General features: G+C 66.5%; 20 protein-coding genes and 3 tRNA genes. 11 read left to right on the top strand and 12 right to left on the bottom strand.

Annotated features, from left to right (window positions below; all coding sequences use genetic code 11):
* Positions 1-50 precede the first annotated feature (50 nt).
* Positions 51-1055, top strand: a complete 1005-nt coding sequence (locus tag L2D01_08740) for a DUF2807 domain-containing protein (protein WBQ08982.1) — start codon at positions 51-53, stop codon at positions 1053-1055.
* Here L2D01_08740 and L2D01_08735 read toward each other — a convergent pair.
* Positions 1039-1839, bottom strand: a complete 801-nt coding sequence (locus L2D01_08735) for an RNA methyltransferase (protein WBQ08981.1) — start codon at positions 1837-1839, stop codon at positions 1039-1041. The two genes, L2D01_08740 and L2D01_08735, sit on opposite strands and share 17 nt — an antisense overlap.
* Positions 1840-1982: 143 nt before the next feature.
* On the opposite strand from L2D01_08735, the gene L2D01_08730 reads away from it, so the two are divergent.
* Positions 1983-2068 (top strand) — tRNA-Tyr (locus tag L2D01_08730).
* A 757-nt stretch (positions 2069-2825) separates the two neighbouring features.
* A complete protein-coding gene (locus L2D01_08725) occupies positions 2826-3440 on the top strand; it encodes a hypothetical protein (protein ID WBQ08980.1) in 615 nt (204 codons plus the stop codon).
* 142 nt (positions 3441-3582) lie between these two features.
* On the opposite strand, the gene L2D01_08720 is transcribed toward L2D01_08725, so the two are convergent.
* The 3 genes from L2D01_08720 to ruvX are packed head-to-tail and all read right to left on the bottom strand — an operon-like array spanning position 3583 to position 5863.
* Positions 3583-4491 carry a hypothetical protein gene (locus L2D01_08720; protein ID WBQ08979.1) on the bottom strand — a complete coding sequence of 303 codons (909 nt, stop codon included), beginning with the start codon at positions 4489-4491 and terminating at the stop codon, positions 3583-3585.
* Positions 4488-5405 carry an AEC family transporter gene (locus tag L2D01_08715; protein WBQ08978.1) on the bottom strand — a complete coding sequence of 306 codons (918 nt, stop codon included), beginning with the start codon at positions 5403-5405 and terminating at the stop codon, positions 4488-4490. The genes L2D01_08720 and L2D01_08715 overlap by 4 nt, the downstream gene beginning before the upstream one ends.
* Positions 5402-5863 carry a Holliday junction resolvase RuvX gene (gene ruvX / locus L2D01_08710; GenBank protein ID WBQ08977.1) on the bottom strand — a complete coding sequence of 154 codons (462 nt, stop codon included), beginning with the start codon at positions 5861-5863 and terminating at the stop codon, positions 5402-5404. The genes L2D01_08715 and ruvX overlap by 4 nt, the downstream gene beginning before the upstream one ends.
* 139 nt (positions 5864-6002) lie before the next feature.
* On the opposite strand from ruvX, the gene L2D01_08705 reads away from it, so the two are divergent.
* The gene (locus tag L2D01_08705; GenBank protein WBQ08976.1) at positions 6003-7331 is read left to right on the top strand and encodes an alginate export family protein; all 1329 of its coding nucleotides are present in this window, start codon (positions 6003-6005) and stop codon (positions 7329-7331) included.
* On the opposite strand, the gene L2D01_08700 is transcribed toward L2D01_08705, so the two are convergent.
* Positions 7328-10030 carry a TonB-dependent receptor gene (locus L2D01_08700; protein WBQ08975.1) on the bottom strand — a complete coding sequence of 901 codons (2703 nt, stop codon included), beginning with the start codon at positions 10028-10030 and terminating at the stop codon, positions 7328-7330. The genes L2D01_08705 and L2D01_08700 overlap by 4 nt on opposite strands.
* A 280-nt stretch (positions 10031-10310) precedes the next feature.
* On the opposite strand from L2D01_08700, the gene L2D01_08695 reads away from it, so the two are divergent.
* From L2D01_08695 to L2D01_08685, 3 genes are all read left to right on the top strand, one after another.
* Positions 10311-10386: transfer RNA gene (locus L2D01_08695), tRNA-Phe, on the top strand.
* 270 nt (positions 10387-10656) lie between these two features.
* Entirely contained in the window at positions 10657-11823 is a 1167-nt protein-coding gene (locus tag L2D01_08690) for a hypothetical protein (protein WBQ08974.1), read from the top strand.
* 135 nt (positions 11824-11958) lie between these two features.
* A complete protein-coding gene (locus L2D01_08685; GenBank protein WBQ08973.1) occupies positions 11959-14148 on the top strand; it encodes a TonB-dependent receptor in 2190 nt (729 codons plus the stop codon).
* An 88-nt stretch (positions 14149-14236) separates the two neighbouring features.
* Here the strand turns inward: L2D01_08685 and L2D01_08680 are convergent, their stop codons facing one another.
* From L2D01_08680 to ndk, 4 genes are all read right to left on the bottom strand, one after another.
* The gene (locus tag L2D01_08680; protein ID WBQ08972.1) at positions 14237-14797 is read right to left on the bottom strand and encodes a cytochrome c family protein; all 561 of its coding nucleotides are present in this window, start codon (positions 14795-14797) and stop codon (positions 14237-14239) included.
* Positions 14798-14891: 94 nt separating this feature from the next.
* Positions 14892-15683, bottom strand: a complete 792-nt coding sequence (locus tag L2D01_08675) for a methyltransferase domain-containing protein (protein ID WBQ08971.1) — start codon at positions 15681-15683, stop codon at positions 14892-14894.
* A gap of 341 nt (positions 15684-16024) precedes the next feature.
* Positions 16025-16100: transfer RNA gene (locus L2D01_08670), tRNA-Thr, on the bottom strand.
* A 51-nt stretch (positions 16101-16151) separates the two neighbouring features.
* Entirely contained in the window at positions 16152-16574 is a 423-nt protein-coding gene (gene ndk, locus L2D01_08665; GenBank protein WBQ08970.1) for a nucleoside-diphosphate kinase, read from the bottom strand.
* Positions 16575-16669: 95 nt separating this feature from the next.
* On the opposite strand from ndk, the gene L2D01_08660 reads away from it, so the two are divergent.
* Entirely contained in the window at positions 16670-18556 is a 1887-nt protein-coding gene (locus L2D01_08660) for an ATP-binding cassette domain-containing protein (protein ID WBQ08969.1), read from the top strand.
* Positions 18557-18593: 37 nt separating this feature from the next.
* On the opposite strand, the gene L2D01_08655 is transcribed toward L2D01_08660, so the two are convergent.
* Positions 18594-19718 carry an acyl-CoA dehydrogenase family protein gene (locus L2D01_08655; GenBank protein WBQ08968.1) on the bottom strand — a complete coding sequence of 375 codons (1125 nt, stop codon included), beginning with the start codon at positions 19716-19718 and terminating at the stop codon, positions 18594-18596.
* Positions 19719-19746: 28 nt separating this feature from the next.
* Positions 19747-20925, bottom strand: coding sequence for an acyl-CoA dehydrogenase family protein (locus L2D01_08650; GenBank protein WBQ08967.1), 1179 nt, complete (start codon positions 20923-20925; stop codon positions 19747-19749).
* 173 nt (positions 20926-21098) lie between these two features.
* On the opposite strand from L2D01_08650, the gene L2D01_08645 reads away from it, so the two are divergent.
* Positions 21099-22169 (top strand): COX15/CtaA family protein, encoded by a 1071-nt coding sequence (locus tag L2D01_08645; protein ID WBQ08966.1) that lies wholly within the window; start codon positions 21099-21101, stop codon positions 22167-22169.
* On the opposite strand, the gene L2D01_08640 is transcribed toward L2D01_08645, so the two are convergent.
* A complete protein-coding gene (locus L2D01_08640; protein WBQ08965.1) occupies positions 22166-23203 on the bottom strand; it encodes a hypothetical protein in 1038 nt (345 codons plus the stop codon). The two genes, L2D01_08645 and L2D01_08640, sit on opposite strands and share 4 nt — an antisense overlap.
* 297 nt (positions 23204-23500) lie before the next feature.
* Between L2D01_08640 and rplM the strand changes: the two genes are divergently transcribed.
* Both rplM and rpsI read left to right on the top strand, forming a co-directional pair.
* Positions 23501-23965 carry a 50S ribosomal protein L13 gene (gene rplM, locus L2D01_08635; GenBank protein ID WBQ08964.1) on the top strand — a complete coding sequence of 155 codons (465 nt, stop codon included), beginning with the start codon at positions 23501-23503 and terminating at the stop codon, positions 23963-23965.
* Positions 23966-23967: 2 nt separating this feature from the next.
* Positions 23968-24471 (top strand): 30S ribosomal protein S9, encoded by a 504-nt coding sequence (gene rpsI / locus L2D01_08630; protein ID WBQ08963.1) that lies wholly within the window; start codon positions 23968-23970, stop codon positions 24469-24471.
* The last annotated feature ends 70 nt before the right edge of the window (positions 24472-24541 follow it).

Below are 24541 nucleotides of genomic sequence, written 5' to 3'. Positions count from 1 at the left end.
TCATAAGGGTGACAGGCGCGCTGATCACGGCGCGCGCAAGGGAGGTTTCGATGATCAGGGTATACACAGCCGGACTGGCCTTGTTGATGACGGGCGCCGCTCCCGGCGCGTTCGCGCAGGCGGGCCAGACATTCGACGCGGACACCGTCCAGATCGCCAATTTCATCGGCCGCATCGAGGTGCGTGAGGGCGGCGACACCATCGTCGTCGAAGCGCGCCCGGGCGCGGGCGGCGACGCCGCGGCGCAAGTGCAGCTTACCGGCGGCGTGGTGGCGATTGATGGCGGGCAGACCGTGTCCCGCGTCAACTGCCGGCGCCGCGATGGCGAGGCCTGGTTGGGCCGCGGGGGCGGCTGGTTCGGGTTCGGCGGCGGCGACGCCCGCCCGATGAGCGATTACCCCTCCATCGTCATCACCGCCCCGGCCTCCATGGGTCTGGTGATCCGCGACAGCATTTATGAAGGCGACGCCGGCGCCTTGGGCGAGGCGGACCTGGCTGTGCGCAGCTGTGGCCACTTCACGGCGGGCGATGTGTCCGGCGCGCTGTCGGCGAGCATGTCCGGATCCGGCGCGCTCACCACAGGCTCGGTGGGCGAGGGGGCCGATCTCGCTTTGTCAGGCTCGGGCCGGGTCACAACCGGCGATGTGGGCGGCGCCGTGGATGCGCGCGTGTCGGGTTCGGGCGATATCCGCACCGGCGACGTGGCGGGCAGCGTACGGGCGATCGTGTCCGGATCGGGCAGCCTGACCGCCGGATCGGTGGGCGTGCTCAATGCCGTGGTGTCCGGCTCCGGCTCGGTGCGTACCGGCGAACAGACCGGCGCTCTGTCGGCGCGGATCTCCGGTTCCGGCTCCGTGCGGGTGGAATCGGGCCGCGCCCAGCCCTTCAGTGCGGCGGTGTCCGGCTCCGGCTCCGTGCGTCACGGCGGCGAGGCGGTGGACGTGGACGTGGCCATATCCGGCTCGGGCGGCGTGCGCGCCGAGCGCTTCAGCGGCGAGATCCGCTGGCGCGGGCGCGGCGCTCCGGCGTCTAGCTCGTCTAGCGCTTCGGATTGATCCTCGGGTCGTTGCGGGAGGCCTCGTAGAGGGCCACCGCCGCGGCCGCCGAGACATTCAGGCTTTCCGCCTTGGGCCCCATGGGGATGCGCGCCAGCGCGTCGCAGCTGTCGGCTACGCGTGGCCGCAGGCCCGTGCCCTCCGCGCCCATCACGATGACCAGGCCCGGGCCGGCGTTGGCGGCGATCAGATCGCCCAGCGACGCCTCGGCCTCGCCCGCCAGGCCGATCACGAAGCGTCCTGATTTGCGCAAGGAGAGCAGCGTGTCGGCGATATTGGTCACCTGTACGTGGCCGATCACTTCGGCGCAGCCCACAGCCGCCTTGCACAGCGCGCCGAACAAGGGCGGGGACTTGCGGTCCTGGGTGATGATCGCGCGCGCGCCGAAGGCGGCGGCGGAGCGGAAGATCGCGCCGGCGTTCTGCGGGTCCGTGATCTGGTCGAGCACCACCAACAGGCCATGGGTGGGTTCGGCCACGGCCTGAAGCAATTCGGGCTCCAGCGCCCCGGCTTTCAGCGCGAATCCCTGATGCACCGCGCCGGGCGGCAGCTTGGCGTCCAGCTCGCCGGGCATCTCGATGCGGGCATACGCCCGGTCAGCCTCTGTGAGGTCGTTGGAGGCATTGCGCGTGACATGCAGCGAGATGCGCCTACGCCGTTTGTTGGCGAGGGCGGCGAGCACTGCGTGACGGCCCCAGATCCAACCCTCGTCGGGGTTTTCGCGGAGGCCTGAACCGCGCGCTGCAACAGGCTTGCGGGGCGTATTGCGCCGTGTAGGGGTCATGACTATAGTCCGCGCTCCAAATCAGGGAGCCGCCTCGTTAAAGCGCCTTGCGCTTCAGTGCAATGACGCTTGAACGGGGCCGTTTTTGAATTGGCCCGGCGATCCGGCTCAGGCCGGTCAGCACCGCAGCTTCGCGGACCCTTGGAGGGGTGGGAGAGTGGTTAAATCCAGCAGACTGTAAATCTGCCCGTTTCGGCGTACGTTGGTTCGAATCCAACCCCCTCCACCATTCGCAGCCGGTCTGCCGAAGGCAGAGAAATCGATCCGGTGGATCGATTTCAGGCGTAGAATGCCCCGGCAGGGGCCTTCGCTCGCTGCGCGAGCTTCGGCTGGGCAAGCCCATACATCTCATTCGAGCGAAGGATGTCTCGCCGAAGCCGTCAGGCGAAGGCGGACTGGGCAAGCCTCACAATCTCATGCGAGCGAAGGATGTCGCGCCGAAGCCGTAGGCGCTGGCGGACTGATGACCGAACCCGGATGCATCGCTAATCTCCCTTCATGGGAGATTCAGTGCATGCATTACGTGTATATTCTCGAGAGCGTCTGCGGTCTGCACCACTATTTTCGGCGTGACCCGGAACCTGCGCAATAGGCTCGCGGCCCATAACCATGGCCAGGTTCGCCATACCTCGAAATTCCGCCCCTGGAAGCTGAGAACCTACATCGCGTTCGACGATATTCAGCGCGCGTTTGATTTCGAGACTTACCTGAAATCAGGATCCGGGCGGGCCTTCGCGAAGCGCCGGCTCTGAACGCAAGGCCGCACCTCTCTATCGAGCGGAATGTGTCACTCACTGATCCCCAGGAGCAGGCCGTGGTTGTGTCGGCGCTGCCCGGCCTCATTGGCTTTCGCTGCGCGAATGGAGCACAGGTGCAACCTTTTTAATCCCCATTAGATCAATTAGAGTCTTGTCAGGAGAATTAACGATCTTCAAACTGGCATCTTTACACTGTGATAGTGCAGGTTCAATGGTGGAGTGGGGGATATGACGTTCAAGCCTGGTGTCGAACGCGTGCTCGAAGTCATGAGCAGAAAAGGCTACCGAGTCTACGATACGCCAAGCGTGGACTGGAATTTGAATATCATTGGCGTTCGAGCGAGCCCTCCATCAGGAGACAGGTTTGACGATACATTGCTGGTATTGCACCGATTCCTTGGGCAATGGGACATAACCTATTACCCAATTACCGCAGACCCGAGTTCAAGGTATTTGCGGTCGCCAATAAATCAGAAAGGGACTGCAATACTTAAAGAAGGGCAGTATATATCTACCTACAAGATCGACATTCATAACAGGGGGCGTCCTGGCGCTCACAAGGCGCTTTGTCAGCGTCTTGGGCAAGTGGTCGTATACAGGGACAATAACAGGGACGACGTCCTTGATATGCTAAACCCGCAAAGTGGCATGTTCGGAATTAACATTCATCGTGGGCCGATGAATGGAAACATGGACACCGCCAACAGCATCTATTCTGCTGGCTGCCAAGTTTTCGCTGACCGGCGACACTTTGAAGAATTTATGCTGAAATGCGAGCACGGGATGAATTCATTTGGGAACGCGTTCACATATACGTTGTTGTTGCAGTCGGATTTTGACTGATTCTGCAGCAATTCTGGCCCACAGGACCAGTTTTCAGGCGTGGACGCGAGTGGAAGACGACGAGCGCACAATTGATTGGCGCGCCCAGGATCTGGCGGCGTGGCAATCCGGTTAATCCGTGCGAGGGCTTGGGAATGGAGCTCTAGACCAGCAACGCCACCGCCGTCACCAGCGGCAAGGTCAGCGCGCTCGTCAGCACGGTCAGCGTGATCATGCCCGCCACCAGACCCGGCTCGGCCTTGAAGTCGGCGGCGAAGGCGTAGGTGACGGCGGCGGCGGGGGCCCCGCCGGCGAGCGCCAGCAGGGCGGCCTCTTCACCGCGCAATCCGAAGCCGAGCGCCAGGGCCAGATAGATCGCGGGCGAGATCAGGCTGCGCAGGAGCGCGGCAGCCGCCAGCGCGCGCAGGCGGCCTTTGAGCGCGGCGAAATCAAGCCCTGCGCCCATGGCCAGCAGGATCACCGCCATGGATCCGGCCGCCGTCATCTCCAGCGGCGTAAGCAAAGCGGGAAGACGCGCCAGGCCGGCGAGATTGGCCGCGGCCCCCGCCACGCAGGCGATCAGCACGGGATCGCACACGATACGGATCAGCGCCGCGCGCGGGCCCGCACCCTGGCTGATGGCGAACCCGGCCACCGCTGCGCCTGCGCCAAGCAGCACGCCGGGCAGGACCACGGCTGCGCCGGCTGTGTCCGGTCCGAACAGGCGCTGGGCCAGCGCCATGGTCAGCACCAGATTCCACAACGCCGCCACGGCGACGAGGCCTGCGGTCTCGGTCGTTTTCAGCCTGAGCAGGCGCCCCGCCGCGAGGCCCAGCGCGATCATGATCAGCGAACCCAGTGAGGACGCCAGCACGAGCGTGCCAGCCTCGCCCTGGCCGAACTCGGCGCGAGCGATCAGCACGAACAGGAAGGAGGGCAGAAGGACGCGGTGATTGAGCGCGTTGACCCCGCTCCACAGCGGGCGGCCCATGAGCCCGCTGGCGCGCACGATCCAGCCCAGCGCGATCATCGCAAATACGGGCGCAAAGGCGGAGGCGATCATCATCGTCATCCGCCGGCGATCCAGATCCAGAACGGCATGGCGATGAAGGCCAGAAGGGTGGTCGCCGTCACATGGCCCGCCATCAGGCGCGCATCCCCGCCCATTTCACTGGCCAGCACATAGGAAGCGGCCGCGCCCGGCGTGGCACCCACGGCCACCAGAACCGCCAGCGCCACACCCTCCACCCCGAAGGCCATACCCAGCCCATAGAAGGCCAGCGGGGCGGCGATGAGTTTCAGCGCCACCGCCAGCGCCAGAATACCCGGCTGCGCGCGGAGGGCCGAGAAATCGAGCCCTGCGCCAATGGTCAGCAGGATGAGGGGCAGGGCGGCGCGCCCGACCAGTGCGGCGGTGTCGGCGATGGCGCCGGTCTGGAACAGACCGCTGAAATTCGCCGCGAGGCCCGCCAGGCAGCCCAGTATCAACGGATTGGCGGCGATGCGCCGCGCCACGCGTGCGAAATCCGGCGGTTCGTCATGGGCGCCCCAGATCGACAACACCGCAACGCACATCACATTGATCAGCGGCACGGTGGGGGCAAACACCAGGGCCGCCAGCGCGGCGCCTTCGGCCCCGAATGCGGGGGCGGCGAGCGCCAGCAGCACGAACCCGTTCCAGCGCACCCCGCCCTGAAACAGGCTGGTGAAGGCCGGGCCGTCATGGATCACCGGCTTGAAGGCCATGGAGACGATCGCCATCACCACAAAGCCCAGCGTCACCGCAATCAGGAAGGGTCCCGCGGGCAGGCCGTCATAGTCGGCAGTGGCGATGGTGCTGAACAGGAGGGCGGGAAGCAACGCCTGATAGCCCAGCCGGTTGATGCCGCCCCACAGCTCGGCGCGCACCAGGCGAGACCGGCGCAGCACCCAGCCCAGCATGATCACGCCAAACACCGGGATCAGCGCCGCCGTCAGCGCGTTCACGGGGCGGCTCCGCCACGTGCGATCTCGTCCAGCGCCGCGCGCAATATGCTCGCAGCCGCCTCCGCGTCGATGCGGGCTTTCTGCTCGTGCAGCTTCACCCCGGCTTCGGACAGACGCTCCGAAGCGTCAAACGTGGTCAGGCGTTCGTCCTGGTAGCAGACCGGCAAATCGCGTACGCGCAAGAGATTGGTCACGAAGGAGCGCGCCGACTGGGAGCGCCGCCCGTCTCCGCCATCCATGTGCAGTGGCAGACCGACCACCAGCCCCGCGCAACTGCGCTCGTCATAGAGCGTGAGCAGGGCGGCGGCGTCTTCGGTAAATTTCGTGCGCCAGATCGTGGTCAGCGGCGTGACCAGCGTCCGGCCGCCATTGCACACCGCCACGCCCAGCGTTTTCGCGCCGGGATCAACCGCCATCAGCGGGCCTTTGGGCAGGTGAAGGGGCGTGAGGAACAGCATGGGCGCGCTATACGACGCCCGCGCGCGCTGCGCAAAGGGGACGCCTGCGGTTTGAGCGCGGCCTGCGGCGCTCTGTCCGGTTGACGCGGGGTTACCCCTTGTAGATTTGTGGACAATGTTGATCGCTGAGGAGGCGGTGATGGGCTTTTGGCCTGTGCACGCAGGAATAATCGCTGCAGTCATGCTGACCGGGGCGTCCGGCGCGGTGGCGGACGAACCCGCCTCGGGCAGCGGCGCTGCCTCGCAAGGGCGGCTCGACGTGTCAGGCTCGCTGCGCCTGCGGCATGAAACCCTCAGCGCGCCCTTCCGCGCCGGGCGGACCGGGTCTGACCAGCTGGCGTCCTGGAGCCTGCGCGTTCTGGCCGAATATGATGCCGGGCCAGTGGTGCTGGGCGCCGAACTGCTCGATGCGCGCGGCGTGCTCAATGATTCCGGCTCCGTGCTCACGCCCAACCTGATCAACACGCTGGAGCCGTATCAGCTGTACGCGCGCGTGCGCACCGGACCGCAGTCGAGCCTGCAGCTCGGCCGGTTCAACATGGCCATCGGCTCGAGCCGGCTGATCGCCCACAATCACACGATCAACTCGCCCTTCAATTTTGACGGGGCGCGCTTGCGCCAGTCCCTGTCCGAACGCTGGGCGTTGGATGCATTCTACGTGGCGCCCGTGCGCATCGAACCGCGTGATCGCGCCAGCCTCCTCGACAATGAGTCCCGGATCGACGCCGGCGACTGGAATATGCAGCTGGCCGGTCTGCACCTCACGCGCACCGGGCTTGCGGGCCGCTGGCGCGGCGAGGCGTATGCGATCGGCCTCGATGAAGAGGGCGGCCCCTCCCTGATCAGCTGGGGCGCGCGCCTGATGCGGCAGCCCGCGCCGGGTGAGCTGGACGCCGATCTCGAAGCCATTTTGCAGACTGGGCGGCAGCCTGCCCCGGGTGGCGAGCGCGATATCCGCGCCGCGCTCCTTCATCTGGGGCTGGGGTATACCTTCGAGGACGCCTGGCGCACGCGCCTGTCAGCCCATCTGGTCCACGCTGGCGGCGATAGCGGCGCCGGGAATGACCCATTTCATCGCTTCAATCCGGTCTTTGGCGGGCGGTCGATGGATTTCGGACCGGCCGCGCTGTTCGGCCCGCTGGCGCGTGAGAACCTCAATTCGGCGAGCCTGCGCTATCAGGCCCGGCCCGGCCCGGTGGAGCTGCAGGCGCGTGTGCAGGAGGCCTGGCTCGCCACGGCGCGTGATCGCTGGCGCATCGCCGGGCTGCGCGACGCGTCCGGCCAGAGCGGGCGGCGCATCGGAACCGTGGTCGACGCCTCGATCGTCTATGATCTGGCGCAGAGTCAGGTCCGCATCGAGGCGGGGCTGGGCGTCCTGTTCAAGGGCCGGTTTGCGCGCACCGCGCCCGGCGCATTGGACTCGCGCGACACGGTTTACAGCTTCGTGGCGCTGACGCGCCGCTTCTAGCCCGTCACCGCCAGGCGCAGATAGGCGATGCGTCCGCGCGCATCATGCACCTTTGTGTCATAGCCCAGCGGGGTCGGCACGGACGGCGCGGCCTCGCCGGTGATGTTCAGTGCGCCCAGCGTCACCTGATAGCCGCGCCCATACGCCTGCCCGCGCCAGCCGGCCTGCACATCGGCCACCGTCCAGGCGCCCACGCGCCCGCCGGCGCCTTCATCATTGTCATAGGCGGAGATGTGGCGCGTCTGCAGGCGCGCGCTCCAGGCTCCCGCGCTCCAATCCAGCCACGCCGAAGCGCGCAGGCGGGGCAGGGATCGGGCGGCATTGGTGAAATTGCGACTGCCCGCCGCCTCGATGGTGCGGTTCAGCACCGGGTCGGCAAAGCGGTAACGCTCGATCCACACGCCCTCAAAGCCCGCGCCGAACGCGCCGAACCTGTTGGTTTCAATGGGCGCGCGGTTGAGCGTCAGGTCCACGCCTTGCGTGGTGACCGACGGCGCATTCACGTAAGCCGCACGCACCAGGGTGACGTCGCCCGCAGGCGAGACTTCCACGCGCGGATCATTGAAACCGCCCGCACCATCGCTGGCGGCGATCAGAATGGCTTGTGCGCTTTCGCGCACGATCACATCCTCCACCTCGATGCGCCACAGATCGAGCCGCGCGCTCCACCCGCCTGCCGCCAGCGCCGCGCCAGCAGTGAAGGTGTCGGCCTCTTCCGGGCGCAGGTCCGGCGCACCCACGGTGCGCACGGGCAGGAAGCTGCTGGATGCCCCGGTATTGAGCGATTGCAGCGATGTGGTCGCCGAGATCTGCTGGTGCAGAGACGGCGCTCGGAAAGACCGCGCCCAGCCCGCCGACATAGTCAGATTCCCGCTGACATCGTGGGCGATGGAGAGCTTGGGATCGAGCGAGGAGAAGGAGTCCAGCGCCTCATGGCGCGCCGCGGCCTGAAGACGGGTGCGGGCGCTCACCGGGATCAGGGTTTCGGCGTAGACGCTGGTGACGGTGCGCGAGCCGGAAAAGTCCGGACCGCCGACGATGAACTGGAAGGCGTCGGCATTGAACAGATCGCCATGGTCCACTGACAATCGCTCGCGGCGCACCTGCGCGCCCACCGCCAGCGAGACCGGCCCGCCGGGCGCCGTGAACAGGGAAGGGGCCTGCGCCGAGGCGTCCAACACGCCCAGGCTGGCTTCGGATTGGCGCAAATCTTCCTGCACCAGCCAGTCCATCAGCGCCGGATCGTTATAGCGCGGGTCGGACGGGTCGGTGACCAGCGCGCCGGAGCCAAACGGGTTGAACCAGAAGCATCCGGCGTCTCCCGCCGCCGCCCCCGCCAGGCAGGCCGGTCCGCCCACGCCATTGAGCGCCAGCGACAGGCGCGAGGCGATGGTGTCGGTGATGGTGGCGTCCAGCGTATTGGCCGACCAGCTGGCGCTGACCCGTCCTTCCCACACGCGCGCAAAGGCGGTGAAGGGCGCGGCGAGCTCGCCATCAAGCCGCCAGGTCAAATGCTCGAACTGGCGCCGGGCCGCGCCGGCGTTCACGCCCAGGGGGCGCCCCAGCCAGGTCACGTCGGCGCCCAGATAATTGCCCGGATTGGCCACAGGGATGGTGGGGAAGTTCAGCGCCGGCAGAGACGGCGAGTTGCCGCGCGTCAGCTCGGTATGAGCCAGCCCCGCCCGCACGGTCAGCACGGCCCCGCCCAGACCGGCGGTGAGGGCGGTCAGGGCGTTGATGCGTGTCTCGTCGGGGATCAGCGAGAAGAACTGGCCGAAATCCAGCTGGCACAAGCCCGGATCGCCAAACGGCGTCGCCGCGCCCAGCACCAGCGGCAAGCCGCCGGCCGCTGCACAATCACGGTCCAGGATCGGCACGGGTCCGCCCGCCGGATTGGTCAGTGCAAACCCGCCGCCCGGCGCCTGGATGTAATAGGAACCAGGCTGGCCCAGCGTCGAAATGCCGGTGCCCGGCACGAAGTCAGTTTCGAACCCCTCCACGCCATCGGTGCGGCGCGCCGAGATCGCGCCCATCAGATGCACCGCGCCAAAGTCGCGCCCGGCGATCATCGCCGCCTGACCGCTGTTTCCCGCGCCGCCGAAACTGTCCGGGCGGCGGCCTTCGACAACCAGCTCCAGCCCCTCAAACCGGTCGCGGGTGATGACGTTGATGACGCCGGCCAGCGCGTCCGACCCGTGCAGGGGCGAGGCGCCGTCTTTGAGGATTTCCACCCGCGCAATGGCGATACCGGGCGCCAGCGCATTCATGTCCACAAAGGTGGAGCCGTCATCGGCGGCCACGCTGGTGATGGTCTGGCGCTGGCCATTGATCAGCACCAGCGACGCGCCCAGCCCCAGCCCGCGCAGATTGACGCTCGCTGTGCCGGATGTGTTGTTCTGCGTGCCCGGATCATCATTGAATTCCGAGCCCACAATGGCCGGATTGAACGCCAGCGCCCGGCCCAGATCCTCCTGACCGCCCGCGCGCAGATCATCCTGGCTGATGCGCGCCACCGGCCGGTCCAGCGCGCCCGCACCCGACGCCCGCCCGGCCGTGATGGTGATCACGTCGCGTGCCTGCGCGCGCTCCGGTGATGGCGCGTCCTGCGCCATCACCGGCGCGGCGCCGGCGCCGATCAGGGCGGCCAGGCTGACAGCGGCGCACAGACGGACACGGGCGGACGGGAGGGAACGGACCATGGAGACCTCAGAGCGTGACGCGACCGGGACGGATCGCTGAAAGGATTCAGCCGGCGAACGGGCCGAAGGCGGGTACCAGCCCCGCGCGGGCGAGGCAAGGCTGCGCCGGTTGATCTTTGCGGATGGAGACCTGCCGGGCGTGTCTGTGAGCATGGGTCAGGCCGGGTGAGGGCAGGGCGCCGGAGCGCGGCCCGCGCATCTGCCCAAAGGGCATGGACAGGCCAAAAGCCCCGCCCTATAAACCGCCCCCTAGCGCGGCGCGCCACCGGCCCGCCTCGCCGCCCAGGTAGCTCAGTTGGTAGAGCAGCGGATTGAAAATCCGCGTGTCGCTGGTTCGATTCCGGCCCTGGGCACCATTATTCTCTGGTTCTCCCTCGCTCCACTCGGTCGATCCTCGCTTAAGCTGCGGGCGCGCGTTCGCGCTTGTAAGCAACCATGCGGGTTCGGGAAATCGCGGCGATCCTCGGCCAGTCACATCCTCACTCTTTTCGGTCGATCCTCGCTGACGCTGCGGGCGCGCGGCCACGCTTGTGAACCCTCACGGGTTCGGGAATTCTGTTCTTCCCCACCCTTGCATGTCCGGACAAACCCGGCATCCTGCGTGCTGTGACGCGTGGGAGATAATCATGATCAAATTCATTGCCGCCCTGACGGCGGCGCTGGCGCTGGCGGCATGCGACGGTGGAGCGGGGCCGGGGCAGGGGGCGGTGTCCCGATTTGCTGACGAAGAGGCGGCTTTCGCGCGTTCTGACGCCCTGAATTCTGAGTTTGGCGCCACGGCCCCCGTCACCGCCAGCCCCGGCTCTGAAGCCGCAACACCCTCCACCACCACCCCCTTCATGGCCGAAACCGGCCGGGGCTGGCAGGAGGCGGTGGTGTCGGTGCGCGATCTCGCCCCGATCCGCGACTTTATGATTGAGGTGGCGGGATATGAGGTGCGCGCGTCCGGCGCGCTGGCGCGCGACTGGCTGACCGCCTGGGGTCTGGAGGGGGCGTCGGGCGAATATGCGCTGATGGCCTCGCCGGGCAAGGATGTGGGCTGGGTGCGGCTGGTGCGCTTTGATGGTGTGGAGCAGGCGCTGATCCGCCCGGGCGCGCAGGTCTGGGACCAGGGCGGGTTGTTCTCCCTGATGGTGCGCGCCGAGGAGGCGGATCTGGTCATGGACGCCGCCCATGCGCGCGGCTGGAGCGTGTTCGACCAGCCCCAGGTGTTCGATTTTGGCGGGCTGATCATCAAGAATGTGGTGGTGCGCCTGCCCGACGGGGTCAATCTGGCGGTCTATTCGCGCGTGGACCCGCCGATCGAGGGCTGGGATGATCTCGAAGGCTTCTCCTATCCGTTCAACACCATGGCCATGGTCCATGACCTGGCGGCGGAGCGGTCATTCTTCGTGGAGGGCCTGGGCTATGCGCCATTCTGGGAGGGCGACTATATCGACCCTGAACCGGTCAGCACCAATCACGGCCTGCCCAACAACTTCTCCCACGTCATCCCGCGCCGCACGGCGATCTTGCAGCAGCGCCCCGGCGAGGACGGGCGCATTGAGCTGATGCATTTCGACGGATTTGACGGGGACGACTTCTCTGACCGCGCCCGTTTGCCCAATCTGGGCATTCTGGCGGTGCGCCTGCCGGTGGCTGACCTCGATGACGCGCTGGCGCGTCTGTCGGTCCTGAGCGTCGCACCGTCCGCGGGTCCCGCCGCCTTGACCCTTGAGCCTTATGGAGACATCCGCTGGGCGGCGGTGCGTTCGCCTTCGGGAATCATCGTCGAGCTGATCGAGCAGCCCTGACCGGGCGGTGCGCAAATGTCACATAGGATATATCAATTCGTCCGGACAAATTGACGCGGGGCCGCGCCGCGCTAGACTTCTGGTCTCTGCCAAGCCGGAAAACCGGATGATCTGTCGCAACAGGGGAGACCGCCCATGACCCGACTGTTCCAGGCCGCCTTGATGGCCAGCGCCGCTCTGCCAGCCTTCGCCGCCGCCGCTTACGCCCAGGAAACCGAGACCGCGGCGCCGCGCGGGGTCGACCGTATCACCGTGACGGCCCAGCGCCGCGAGGCCGATTCCCAGGACGTGCCGATCGCGCTCACCGCCATCGGCGCTGAAGAGCTGGAACGTCAGGCGGTCGAGGAGATCACCGATCTGCGCTTCACCGCGCCAAACGTGAATATCCAGAAGAATACCGGCGTGGCCAACGCGGCCCAGGTCTATATCCGCGGCGTGGGCCAGGATGAATCCTCGCTCTTCGCCGAAGTGGGCGTGGGCATCTATCTGGACGGTGTTTATCTGGGCAAGCAGAACGGCACCACCATCGATCTGGTCGATCTGGAGCGGGTCGAGGTGCTGCGTGGTCCGCAAGGCACGTATTACGGCCGCAACACCAATGGCGGCGCGATCCGCTTTATCTCGCGCCGGCCCGAGCTCACCGGCACGCGCGGCGTGCTGGACGTGGCCGTCGGCACGATGGACCGCCTGGACGTGCGCGCCTCCTGGTCATCGGCCATCATCGAGGGTGAGAGCGGGTTCAAGATCGATCTTTTCACCCGCAATATGGGCAGCGATTTCGATCTCCTGAATACGCCTGCGCCGACCGCGGGACCTTTCACCTACGAGCCGCAATCGGAAGTGAACAATGTGGAGCGCTTCGGCGCGCGCGGCTCGTTCCTGTGGGAGCCGTCGGATCGCGATCTGTCGGTCTATATCGTGGGCGATTGGACCATCGACAATTCGGGCGCCTTCATCCCGACCCCGATCCAGCGTCAGGCCGACGGATCGGTGACCGAGCCGTTCGGTCGGCGTGCGGGCAATATGTCCATCGCGCCCTTCCATGAATACAGCGGCGGCGGGATTAGCGGCGAAGTGCGTTTTGGCACCGCGCTGGGCGACATCACCTCCATCACCGCCTATCGCAGCTTCTCCCAGGACCTGACAGCGGATCTCGACGGTCCGGGCATTGTCGATCTCTATCAGGAGCTGGACCAGTGGCAGTTCACCCAGGAAGTCCAGCTGGTGGGCGGCAATGAGCAGGTCGATTACGTGCTGGGCGCCTATTATTTCCGCGAAAATGTCGAACAGCTGGCAAACAACCGCTTCAACCAGATCTTCTCGGGCATTATCGGCCAGCCCTTCGGCCTCAATGATGATGTGCAGGACACCACGTCCTGGGCGGTGTTCGGTGAAACCACCTTCCACCTCAATGACCAGCTCTCCTTCACGCTGGGCGGGCGCTACACCTCGGACGAGAAGACCGCCGAGCGGCGCTTGCTCAATCCCAACACGCTGGCGCCGATCTGGGATGTGGACCCGTCTTTTGACGACACCAATTTCTCCTGGCGCGCCGTGGCGCAATACCGGCCCAACGAGAATCTGATGGTCTATGGCTCGTACTCGACGGGCTACAAGGCGGGCGGTCTCGCGGGCACGCGCCCGATCACCCAGAATGTGGCGTTCAATATCTATGAGCCTGAAGAACTGGCGTCGTGGGAAGTCGGCCTGCGTTCGGACCTGTTCGACAATTCGCTGCGCTTCAACGCGACCTATTTCTACGCGACCTATGACGCGCTGCAGCTGTCGGTTCTGGAGCCCGCCACCTTCCAGTTCGGCGTGATCAACGCTGACGCCATCGTCCACGGCCTGGAGCTGGAGGGCGTCTGGGCGCCCACCGACCAGTTCCAGCTGTCGGGCAATCTGGGCACCACCAATTTCGAGTATGACGAAGGCACGCGCGTCGACCCGGCGGTGGGCATTCCCTTCAACACGCTGGAGGGCAAGCAATTCCCCGACCTGTCGGCCCGCCTGAACGCGGTGTACTTCCAGCCCACCGAGCTGGGCGAATTCGCCTTTGGCGGTTCGGCCACCCATTCCAGCGCGTTCGCCCGCAATGTGGGCAATTCACCGGCGATCTTCTCCGACGAAGTGACCACGTTCGACCTGTTCGCCCAGCTGACCTCGCCCGACGGGCGCTGGCGGCTCAAGCTGGAGGGCAAGAACATCACCGACGAGGATATCTTCCTCGCCGGCAACGCGCCGGGCGCTGCTCCGGGCTCGTTCGGCAGCCGCTACTACACCTATGGGGCCATCTGGAGCGCCAGCCTGCGCCTGGAGTTCTGATCGCTCTGTTCAGAGGCCGAAACGAAAAGCGCCCCGGCCATCTGGCCGGGGCGTTCTTCATTCTGCCGGGGCCGCGCCCATGCGAATGCTAGTCCTCGCTCACCGTCTCCGCCTCGTCCGGCGCGGTGGCGGCCGCCAGCCAGGCGATCAGATCATTGCGGTCGCTCTCATGGCGAAGGCCCGCAAAGCTCATCCGGTTGCCCGGCAGGAAGTCGCGCGGATTGGTCAGCCAGTCGTCCAGAGCCTCCGGCGTCCAGACAAAGTCTGCTCCGGCCACCACATCGGAGTATCGAAACCCCTCTGCGGTCCCGGCCTGGCGACCGAACATGCCATGCAGATTGGGCCCCACCAGATGGCGTGCGCCCTCATTGACCGTGTGACAGGACTGGCAGCGCCGCCACAGCCGCTCGCCATTGGCCAGATTGGCCGACATATAGGGCTCGCCCAGCGCGGCCAGGGCGGCTGCGGCGTTCGCCTCGCGCGCCGGATCCGCGGGCGAAGAGGCTTCTTCCGGGGCCGATGCCGTGACAGGGGCCTCGGGCGCCCCCCCGGTCTGCGCGCTGGGCTCAGGCTCGCTGCAGGCGGCGAGCGCCAGCAGGGCGGCGGCGGTCACAACGGGCAAGGCGATGGGTCGGGTTGGGCTGCGCATGACAGGCTCCTTGTCGATCAATGTGATAACCCGGTAGCGCGTCGCGCGCCCGGGTTCAACGCGCATGCCACGGCACACTCGGGCGCGCGCGCCATCACCCCGGCTTGACGCCGGTGCAAAACACCAGCGCCTGATCATGATAGCGCGCTCCGGGCATGCGCATGAAACGGGCGGTGAGGGACCCGGCTTCGTGCGCGCCGGTGAGGCCGGCGATGATCTCCACATTGTCGGCCTGAAACCGCGCCCAGTCCGATCCGGTCTCGACGATCCGCTCAAAGCGCTGCGCCTGCACAGACTGAAGGCCCGCTGCGCGCATGCCCGCCTCCAGACGCGCGCCGAACGCGCTGTCCATGAGGCCCGACGCGTCCATGGAGGTCATTAGATCGGCCATCGCGTCCGCCACCGCCTGCATGCCCGGCGCGCTCGTGTCGACCGGCGCAGAACCCGAGCAATCCAGATCAGCCAGCGCCAGCATGCCGCCGGGCTTCAGCCAGTCCATCAGGCGGGAAATTGCGGTGTGCGGATCGGACAAATGCCCGATCACCATACGCGCATAGACCAGATCAAACCGTTCCGGCTCGGCCGCCGGAGCGAACAGGTCGGCCTCCATCAGGCGCACAGGGGGCTGCGGCGGGTCGGCGCGCGACAGATCAATGTCCACGCCCAGCACATCGCCGTCAGGACCGGTGCGCTGCGCAAACCAGGACAGCATGCGCCCGGACCCGGGCCCGAACTCGGCGATCGCCATGCCCGGCGTGAAACCGACGGCTTGCTCCAGCCAGGCCTGCGTCGGTGCGGCGTAAAACCCGTCCAGCCGCCGCAGGCGTTCAGCCTCATCGGCTGCGCTCCGGTCAGACGCAAAATAAACAGAACTCAGCTCACCCATGTCCGGACAAATATCGGGAAAGCTGGGCAGGGGCAAGCGGGGTGAAGAAGGTGAGGGTGCGGCCCCCGAACCCATCCGGGTTCGTACCCGGCTACGCCGGAGCGAAGCCCCGGCTTCGCCGAGGCGAGAGCGCGAAGCCCCGGACCGGGCTGAGCATCTGGAGAACCGAACCCGTCAGGGTTCGCTAGCGCGACCGCGCGCCCGCAGCTTTAGCGAGGACCGACCGAGCGGAGTGAGGGAGGATCAGGAAATCGAACCCGTGAGGGTTCGCAAGGACAAAGCCCGCCCGCAGCGTCAGCGAGGATGCGAAGCCCCGGACGGGGCTGAGCACAGGAGAAAAATGGCGCCGGCTGAGGGAATCGAACCCCCGACCTTCGGTTTACAAAACCGCTGCTCTACCAGCTGAGCTAAGCCGGCGCCGGGCCGCCCTCCAACGCAATTGAGGAGGGCGGGAAATCAGGTGTGAGCTTAGCCCACAATCTCGTAGCCGGCGAAGAAATAGGCGATTTCTTCAGCGGCGGTTTCCGGCGCGTCCGAGCCGTGCACCGAGTTGGCCTCGATGGATTCGGCAAATTCCTTGCGGATCGTGCCGGGCTCGGCATTGGCCGGGTTGGTGGCGCCCATCACCTTGCGGTAGGTGGCGATGGCGTCTTCGCCTTCCAGCACCTGGACCACGACGGGGCCGGAAATCATGAAGGACACCAGCTCGTTGAAGAAGCCGCGCTCGCGGTGCACGCCGTAAAACGTCTCGGCCTGGGCCTGGGTCAGGTGCAGGCGCTTCTGGGCGATGATGCGCAGGCCGGCGGCCTCGATCAGGGCGTTGATCTGGCCGGTCAGATTGCGGCGCGTGGCGTCGGGCTTGATGATGGAGAAGGTGCGTTGCAGCGCCATGGGATCAGTTCCTTGTGGGTCGTGGGGAGGAATGGATTGCGGCGGCTTATAGCGGCGCTTCCGCCCCCTGTGAAGGCATGCTAGGCGCTTGCTTCATGCTCCACATCAACGACCTCACCCACCGCATTCAGGGCCGCTTGCTGTTTGATCAGGCGACGCTTTTCCTGCCCGCGAAAACCCGCATGGGGCTGGTGGGGCGCAATGGCACGGGCAAATCCACCCTGTTCCGCCTGATTCTGGGCGACGCCTCGCCCGAAAGCGGAGATGTGCGGGTGCAGCCGGGCGCGCGCATCGGCACGATCGCGCAGGAGGCGCCCGCCGGGCGCACCAGTGTAATGGACTTCGTGCTGGCCGCCGATCTGGAGCGCGCGGCGCTGATGGCGGAAGCCGAAACCGCCAGCGATCCCAACCGCATCGCTGAAGTGCAGACGCGCCTGGCCGATATCGGCGCGCACTCGGCCGAGGCGCGCGCGGGGTCGATCCTGAGCGGGCTGGGCTTTGACACGGCGGCGCATGGGCGCGCGTGTGCGGAGTTCTCCGGCGGCTGGCGCATGCGCGTGGCCATGGCGGCGACACTGTTCGCCGGGCCGGATCTGCTCCTGCTCGACGAGCCCACGAACTATCTCGATCTGGAAGGCGCGCTCTGGCTGGAGACGCATCTGTCGAAATTTCCCGGCGCGGCGCTGGTCATCTCCCACGACCGCGAGCTTCTGAACGCCAGCGTCCACGCAATCGTGCATCTGAAAGACTGCAAGCTGTCGGTCTGGGAGGGCGGGTTTGACTCCTTCCAGCGCCAGCTCGCCGAGCGCCAACGCGTGCAGATGAAGATGGTGGAAAAGCAGGAGGATGAGCGCCGCCGCCTGCAGGGCTTCGTCGACCGGTTCCGCGCCCAGGCCACCAAGGCCAAACAGGCCCAGTCGCGGGTCAAGCGTCTGGAAAAGCTCGCCCCCATCGCCACCATGGTCGAGGATCCGGTAGCGCCGTTCGAGTTTCCCGGCGCCGAGCGGCGTATGGGCAATCCGCTGGTGCGCTTTGACGAGTGCGATACGGGCTACGATCCGGACAAGCCGGTCCTGCGCAAGCTCAATCTGCGCATTGATGTGGATGACCGCATCGGGCTTCTGGGCCGCAATGGCGCGGGCAAGTCCACCTTCGCCAAGCTGCTCACCGGCGCATTGCCGGTGACGTCTGGCGCGATGCGCATGCACAAGAAGGCGGTGGTGGCCCATTTCGCCCAGCATCAGATCGACGCACTGTCGCCGGACCATTCGGCCTATGACCATGTGCTCGAGCGCATGGAGGAGAAGACCGAGGCCCAGCGCCGCGCACGCCTGGCGCGCTTCGGCCTGCCGCGCGACCGGCAGGAGACGCCGGCCAGAAACCTGTCAGGCGGCGAGAAGGCGCGCCTCCTGATGAACCTCATCACGTTTGACGGGGCGCATCTTCTGATCCTGGACGAGCCGACCAACCATTTGGATATCGACAGCCGGGCCGCGCTCATGGACGCGATCAACGAGTTTCCCGGCGCGGTGATACTGATCAGCCACGACCGCAGCCTGATCGATACCTGCGTGGACCGGCTCTGGGTGGCTGAAGGCGGGACGATCAAGGCTTGGGACGGTGATCTGGACGACTACCGCAAGCACATGCTGCAAAGCGAAGCCAAGCCCCGGCCCAAAGGTCTGCCCGCCGGCGGCCAGAAGTCGGCTGACCGGCGCCAGACCGCCGCCGCGCGCGACCAGCTCAAACCCCTCAAGGCCGAGATCGCCCGCTGGGAGCGCGAGATCGACCGGCTCAAGGGCGTGCTGGACAAGATCGATGGCGGGCTCGCCATTGGCGGGCTTTGGGAAAAAGACCCGGGCCTCGCCACCGAGCTCACCAAGAAGCGCGCGCGCTGCGTGGAGCTGATTGATGACGCGGAGCTGAACTGGCTGGAGGCGTCAGAGAAGCTGGAGGCGGCTCAGGCGGCGGCGGGGGTTTAGGCCGGGGCGCGACGGCTCGCCGCGTCCCGGCCCCGGCTCAATACCCGCTCAGCCTCGCCACTTCGCCTGCATTGAAGGCGTCATCGCCCAGATATTCGCCGGCGGCCTGGGCGCGCTTGTAGTACAGGCCGATATCGTATTCGTCGGTCATGCCGACGCCGCCGAACATCTGGATGCCTTCGCTGGTGGACAGGCGTGACACGGCCGTGGCCTTGGCCTTGGCCGCAGCGCACCAGAGCGGAGCCTGGGCGGGCTGGGTGTCCAGTACGGTGAGGGCGCGGCGCACCAGCGAGCGGGCCAGCTCCAGTTCGCCATAGAGATGGGCGGCGCGGTGCTGCAGGCCCTGGAAGGTCCCGATAGCGACGCCGAACTGTTCGCGCTCACGGATGTAATCGAGCGTCATGTCAAAGGCGCGCTGACCCACGCCCAGCGCCTCGGCGGCCTGGGCGGCGCGGCCGATGTCCAGCAGATGGCGGTAGGCTGCCTCGCTGTCCTCAGCCCCGCCCAGCAGCGCGTCGCCGTCGAGCTTCACATCGTCAAAGGCGATGTCGGCGGGCACATGACTGTCCAGCGTGCGCCGGGACGTGCGCGTGATTCCGGCGGCGTCCGGCGAGACGAGGAAGAGATTGATCCGGTCATCCTCGGTACGCGCCGCCACGATCAGCAGGTCCGCGCCCGCGCCATTGACCACGTATTTCTTGGCGCCCGACAGGCGGAAGCCATTACCGTCCTTCACCGCTTTGGTCTTCACGTGTGACGGGTTGTGGCGCGCCCGCTCGTCCAGCGCGAGGGCGATGACGGTCTCGCCCGCGGCAATCTTCGGCAGCCAGGCGTCTTTCTGCGCGTCCGTGCCCGCCAGCTTGAAGGCGCTGGCGCCCATGACGGCGGTGGACAGGAAGGGGGAGGCGGTGAGATTGCGCCCGATCTGTTCGAGCACCAGCCCGGCCGCCGCGCAGCCCATATCGACCCCGCCATGGTCTTCGCTGACCAGAATCCCGCACCAGCCCATCTCGGCCATGGCGGACCACAGATCGCGCGAGAAGCCGTGGGCGTCGCCCGCATCGCGCAGCTTGCGCAGGGCGGTGACGGGCGCCTGTTCTTCCAGGAATTGCTGTGCGCCGTCGCGCAGCATGGTCTCTTCTTCGTTCAAAACGAAAGACATGGCGGATAACCCCCTGATTTAAATGACTTTACGCGCTCGGCAGATTAAGCACGCGCTTGGCAATGATGTTCAGCTGCACCTCGCTGGTGCCGCCCTCGATGGAGTTGGCGCGCGAGCGCAGCCAGGTGCGGGCGGGGTCGCCGTCACTGGGCTTGTCGCCCTCCCACAACAGCCCGTCCGTGCCCAGCGCGGACATGTTGAGCTCGTGCCGGCGCTTGTTCAGCTCGGTGCCGACATATTTGAGCATGGAGGCGCGTGCGCCCACGCCCTCGCCATGGTCGCCCTCTTCCTTGGTGCGGCGCAAAGTCGCTTCAAACGCCAGGCCATCAATGGTCAGGCGGGCGACATCGCCGCGCAGGATGGGGTCAGCCAGGCGCCCCGTTTCGTCCACTTCGCCCGACTGGTGGGCGGCGGTGACCGGGTTCAGACCGCCGAAGGCGGCTTCGGACACAATGCCCGCACGCTCATGGCTCAAGAGGTATTTGGCGATATCCCAGCCTTCTCCAGCCTTGCCCAGACGATTGGCGACGAGGGCTTTTGCGTCGTCGAAGAAGGTCTCGCAGAAGGGTGACTTGCCGGAAATGAGCTTGATCGGCTTGGTAGTCACGCCCGGCTGGTTCATGTCAATCAGCAGGAAGGATATGCCATGGTGCTTGGCGGCGTCGGCTTCGGTGCGCACGAGGGCGAAAATCCAGTCGGACTGGTCCGCATAGCTGGTCCAGACCTTCTGCCCGGTGACCGTGTAGTGATCGCCCTGCAGCACGCCCTTGGTGCGCAGTGACGCGAGGTCGGAGCCCGCGCCCGGCTCGGAATAGCCCTGGCACCAGCGGATTTCACCGCGCGCGATGGGTGGCAAATGCTCCAGCTTCTGCTCGTGGGTGCCGTATTTCAGCAGGGCCGGGCCAAGCATCCAGATGCCGAAACTGTCCAGCGGTGAGCGCGCCTTGATCGCCTTCATCTCTTCTTTGAGGATGAAGGCTTCTTCCTTGGACAGGCCCGCGCCGCCATATTCCTTTGGCCAGGTCGGGACCGTCCAGCCCTTTTCCACCATGCGTTCGAGCCAGATTTTCTGGTCCTCGCTGGCGAATTTCCAGCTCCTGCCGCCCCAGCAGATATCGGCTTCCGAGGCGATGGGCTGGCGCATGCTGGCGGGGCAATTGGCTTCCAGCCAGGCGCGGGTTTCTGTGCGGAATGTATCGAGCGGCATGGCGCTTCCTCCCTTACGTTTACGTAAAGGGTAAGCCGAAGGCGCGCGCCTGACCAGTCCCGGCGTGCGCCCGGTTTGCGGCGAAACGGCGCGGCCTCCTTGCCATGCGCGCCTCAGCCGATAAGTAGCGGCAGACCGATGACCACCCCTGCGCCCGTCCGGAGCCGCCGCCCATGTCCTGCGCCGCTTTGTCGATCCCCAAGGCCTATACGGAACCCGGCACCGACCGGGCGATGTTCTGGTGGCTGGTGATCATCGCGGCCTTTGTATGCGCCATGATCGTGGTGGGCGGCGCGACGCGCCTGACCGATTCCGGCCTGTCGATCACCGACTGGCGCCCGATCACCGGGGCCATCCCGCCGCTGAGCCAGGAGGGCTGGGAGCGCGAGCTGGAGCGTTACCGCCAGATCCCGCAATACCAGGAAATCAATCGCGGCATGTCGATGAGCGATTTCAAGTTCATCTACTGGTGGGAATGGGGCCATCGCCAGCTGGGGCGGACGCTGGGCCTGGTTTACTTCATTCCCTTCGTCTTCTTCCTTTGGAGCGGCCGTGCGCCGAAGCGCCTGCGCCCCCGGCTCTGGGTGCTGTTCGTGCTGGGCGGGCTGCAGGGCGCGATCGGCTGGTGGATGGTGGCGTCTGGCCTGACCGAGCGGGTGGATGTCAGCCAGTACCGGCTCGCAACGCACCTCACCATGGCGTTTCTGATCCTCGGCCTGACGCTGTGGACGGCGCTGGAATTGCGCCATGGCCAGACCAAGCTCGCCGTGCGCTCGCCCCTGTTCAAATGGAGCGCGATCTTCTGGGGCGCGGTGATGGTCCAGGTCGCATTGGGCGCGTTTGTGGCGGGCTTGAATGCCGGTCAGATCTACACCAGCTGGCCGGGCTTTAACGGCCAGCTCTGGCCGCAGGACTATCTCTCCGGCCTGCCGATCTGGCAGGCGGTGTTTGAAAGCCGCCCCGCCGTCCAGCTGCAGCACCGCTGGGCCGGCTATGCGCTGGCGGCGGGCGGTCTGGCGCTGGCCATCCTGTGGCGGCGCAGCGGGGATGTGATCATGGGGCGGTTCGCCCTTGTGATGCTCGCCGTGCTGTTCGCCCAGATCGCGCTGGGCATCCTCACGCTCGTCAACGCGGCGCCTCTGTCGCTGTCGCTGGCCCACCAGGCGGGCGCGATCATCCTCTTCCTGACTGCTGGCGCAGCGGCCTGGGCGTCGGCGCGGGCGGTGCGGGCCGGCAGCGCCTAGCTTTCGTCGGTAAGAACCGTGCGGGTGATCACTTCGCGGGCGATCAGTTTCAGGCTGCCATCGCCGCGGTCATAGGCGGCGGCGATGCCCGATGCGAAGGCGCCGCCGCCGAAATTGGCGTCGGTGACGGCCAGCGCTGATGGCTCGTTGAAGCCCGGCGCGCCCAGGCCCGCATCAAAGCGGACCGTGGCGATCAGTTCGAGAGAGCGCGCGTCCAGCACCTGCATCAGCCCGGTATCGGGCGACACCATCATCGCCACGGGCCGGCCCAGCAGTTCGCTGTAGGCGACGTTGGAGCCCGGCAGGCGGTCCGTGCTCGCGCGCACATCGCCATTGGCGCTGACCCGCGCGAGGCCGGCGGTGGGTCCGCCGATCAACAGATCACCATCCGCCGCCGCAGCGCAGGAGCGGGCCGGGAAGGGCAGGGCGCGGGTTTCACGCTGGCGCACCTGCAAGCCGTCTCCGCCCGCATCGCTCAGGCGCACGATGCGCGCCTCTTCGCCATCGCCGAGTATGGCCAGATCGACATAGCCGATCCCCTCGCCGAACAGGCACAGGCTGGCGCCGCCCGGCATGTCGCCCTCCAGCGGCAGCTCGATCACGTCCTCCACCGCGCGCACCACGACGAAAGCGCGCAGCGCGCCGTTCTCATCCATGGCGAAGATCATGGGCAGCGTCTCGCCGCGCAGCGGGAAACCGCCCGTACCGGCCAGTCCATTAAGGCGCGGACCGGCGCCCGAGATCACTTCCTGCCCGTCAATATTGAAGACCGAAATTCCGCCCTGCAGGCTCGCGGCCGCCAGCAAACCATTGCCCGGCGATTCCGCATCCGGCAGGAAGGCCAGATCGCGCGCGCCGCCCGGCGCGCTGAATGACCCTGTCACGATGGCGGTACGTTCCGCCTCGCTGGGATCGACGGCCTCCTCCTCGCCGGGAAAGAAATTGCACCCGGCCAGCGCGGCTGACAGGGCAGCGGCGGCCAGAATGCGGGCGAGGGGGGCGTGGCGCAGGCGGGCTGTCAGGGCAGGCAGCATGATCAGATATCTCGGCTCAAAGCGCCCGTGCGGGGACGGGCTGACAGGGGTGCAATGGTACATGGCGGCTGGCGCGCCGTCACATGCTCGATGTATCTCGCGTCAGGGGCCAGACGAGGGGCGGTCGTCAGCCCTCAAAATGTGCGGTATCAGAATACCTTATTTCCAAGCGCCTGAATTCAAACCTGTTTCACAAGGCCTATTGACGCGAATGCAAGGCGCGCGTAGAGACCGCGCCAGATCGCGTTCGGGATGGTCCCGAAGCGCGGGTCAAGTCTGTTTTCTGAGGCTCCTGTTATGAAGACCTTTACCGCCAAGCCAGCGGACGTCGAGCACAAATGGATCGTGATCGATGCGGAGGGCGCCATTGTCGGCCGTCTCGCCGCGTTCATCGCGACCCGTCTGCGCGGCAAGCACCGCCCTGATTTTACGCCGCATATCGACACCGGCGATCATGTGATCGTCATCAATGCCGAGAAAGTGGTGTTCACCGGCCGCAAGTTCGCGAACAAGCGGTATTACCGGCACACCGGCCACCCGGGCGGCATCAAGGAAACCTCGCCCCGCCGCATTCTGGAGGGCCGTTTCCCCGAGCGCGTGGTCGAGCAGGCCGTCAAGCGCATGCTGCCCAAGGAAAGCCCGCTGGCGCGCGCCCAGTTCTCCAAGCTGCGCGTCTATGCCGGCGGAGAGCATCCGCACCAGGCGCAGACCCCTGAAGTCCTCGACTTCAAATCCCTGAACGCCAAGAACGCGCGGAGCTGATCATGTCCGAACAAACCCGTTCCCTCGAGGATCTGAAGTCCGCTCTGCAGGACGCCGGCTCGCCCGTCGTTCCCGAAGCGGTGTCCGAGCAGGTTCTGGCCGAGCCGCAAATCGACGAGCACGGCCGCGCCTACGCCACCGGCAAGCGCAAGAACGCCATCGCGCGCGTCTGGATCAAGCCGGGCGCCGGCAAGATCACGATCAATGGCCGCGAGCAGACCGTGTATTTCGCGCGCCCCGTGCTGCGCATGCTGCTCCAGCAGCCCTTCGAGGCCGCCTCGCGCAAGGACCAGTATGACGTGGTCGCCACCGTCACCGGCGGCGGCCTGTCGGGCCAGGCCGGCGCGGTGCGTCACGGCATCTCCAAGGCGCTGACCTATTACGAGCCCACCCTGCGCGGCGTGCTCAAGGCCGGCGGCTTCCTGACCCGCGACAGCCGCGTGGTCGAGCGCAAGAAGTATGGCAAGAAGAAAGCCCGCCGGAGCTTCCAGTTCTCCAAGCGCTAAAAGCTTTTTGTCTCCATCGCATACCCAGGCGGGCGGCTCCAACGGGCCGTCCGTTTTGCGTTGCGGCTGG

This window comes from Hyphomonadaceae bacterium ML37, assembly GCA_027627685.1.
Lineage (GTDB): Bacteria > Pseudomonadota > Alphaproteobacteria > Caulobacterales > Maricaulaceae > Oceanicaulis.
Note: the sequence above shows the minus strand (reverse complement) of the source record. Positions and strands in the feature narration are given on the sequence as shown.

What these genes read in the sequence shown, in the direction of transcription:
- L2D01_08740 (WBQ08982.1), top strand. Translation starts at nt 51, where the DNA reads ATGATCAGGGTATACACAGCCGGACTGGCCTTGTTGATGACGGGCGCC.
- L2D01_08735 (WBQ08981.1), bottom strand. Translation starts at nt 1,839, where the DNA reads ATGACCCCTACACGGCGCAATACGCCCCGCAAGCCTGTTGCAGCGCGC.
- L2D01_08725 (WBQ08980.1), top strand. Translation starts at nt 2,826, where the DNA reads ATGACGTTCAAGCCTGGTGTCGAACGCGTGCTCGAAGTCATGAGCAGA.
- L2D01_08720 (WBQ08979.1), bottom strand. Translation starts at nt 4,491, where the DNA reads ATGACGATGATGATCGCCTCCGCCTTTGCGCCCGTATTTGCGATGATC.
- ruvX (WBQ08977.1), bottom strand. Translation starts at nt 5,863, where the DNA reads ATGCTGTTCCTCACGCCCCTTCACCTGCCCAAAGGCCCGCTGATGGCG.
- L2D01_08705 (WBQ08976.1), top strand. Translation starts at nt 6,003, where the DNA reads ATGGGCTTTTGGCCTGTGCACGCAGGAATAATCGCTGCAGTCATGCTG.
- L2D01_08700 (WBQ08975.1), bottom strand. Translation starts at nt 10,030, where the DNA reads ATGGTCCGTTCCCTCCCGTCCGCCCGTGTCCGTCTGTGCGCCGCTGTC.
- L2D01_08690 (WBQ08974.1), top strand. Translation starts at nt 10,657, where the DNA reads ATGATCAAATTCATTGCCGCCCTGACGGCGGCGCTGGCGCTGGCGGCA.
- L2D01_08685 (WBQ08973.1), top strand. Translation starts at nt 11,959, where the DNA reads ATGACCCGACTGTTCCAGGCCGCCTTGATGGCCAGCGCCGCTCTGCCA.
- L2D01_08680 (WBQ08972.1), bottom strand. Translation starts at nt 14,797, where the DNA reads ATGCGCAGCCCAACCCGACCCATCGCCTTGCCCGTTGTGACCGCCGCC.
- L2D01_08675 (WBQ08971.1), bottom strand. Translation starts at nt 15,683, where the DNA reads ATGGGTGAGCTGAGTTCTGTTTATTTTGCGTCTGACCGGAGCGCAGCC.
- ndk (WBQ08970.1), bottom strand. Translation starts at nt 16,574, where the DNA reads ATGGCGCTGCAACGCACCTTCTCCATCATCAAGCCCGACGCCACGCGC.
- L2D01_08660 (WBQ08969.1), top strand. Translation starts at nt 16,670, where the DNA reads ATGCTCCACATCAACGACCTCACCCACCGCATTCAGGGCCGCTTGCTG.
- L2D01_08655 (WBQ08968.1), bottom strand. Translation starts at nt 19,718, where the DNA reads ATGTCTTTCGTTTTGAACGAAGAAGAGACCATGCTGCGCGACGGCGCA.
- L2D01_08650 (WBQ08967.1), bottom strand. Translation starts at nt 20,925, where the DNA reads ATGCCGCTCGATACATTCCGCACAGAAACCCGCGCCTGGCTGGAAGCC.
- L2D01_08645 (WBQ08966.1), top strand. Translation starts at nt 21,099, where the DNA reads ATGTCCTGCGCCGCTTTGTCGATCCCCAAGGCCTATACGGAACCCGGC.
- L2D01_08640 (WBQ08965.1), bottom strand. Translation starts at nt 23,203, where the DNA reads ATGCTGCCTGCCCTGACAGCCCGCCTGCGCCACGCCCCCCTCGCCCGC.
- rplM (WBQ08964.1), top strand. Translation starts at nt 23,501, where the DNA reads ATGAAGACCTTTACCGCCAAGCCAGCGGACGTCGAGCACAAATGGATC.
- rpsI (WBQ08963.1), top strand. Translation starts at nt 23,968, where the DNA reads ATGTCCGAACAAACCCGTTCCCTCGAGGATCTGAAGTCCGCTCTGCAG.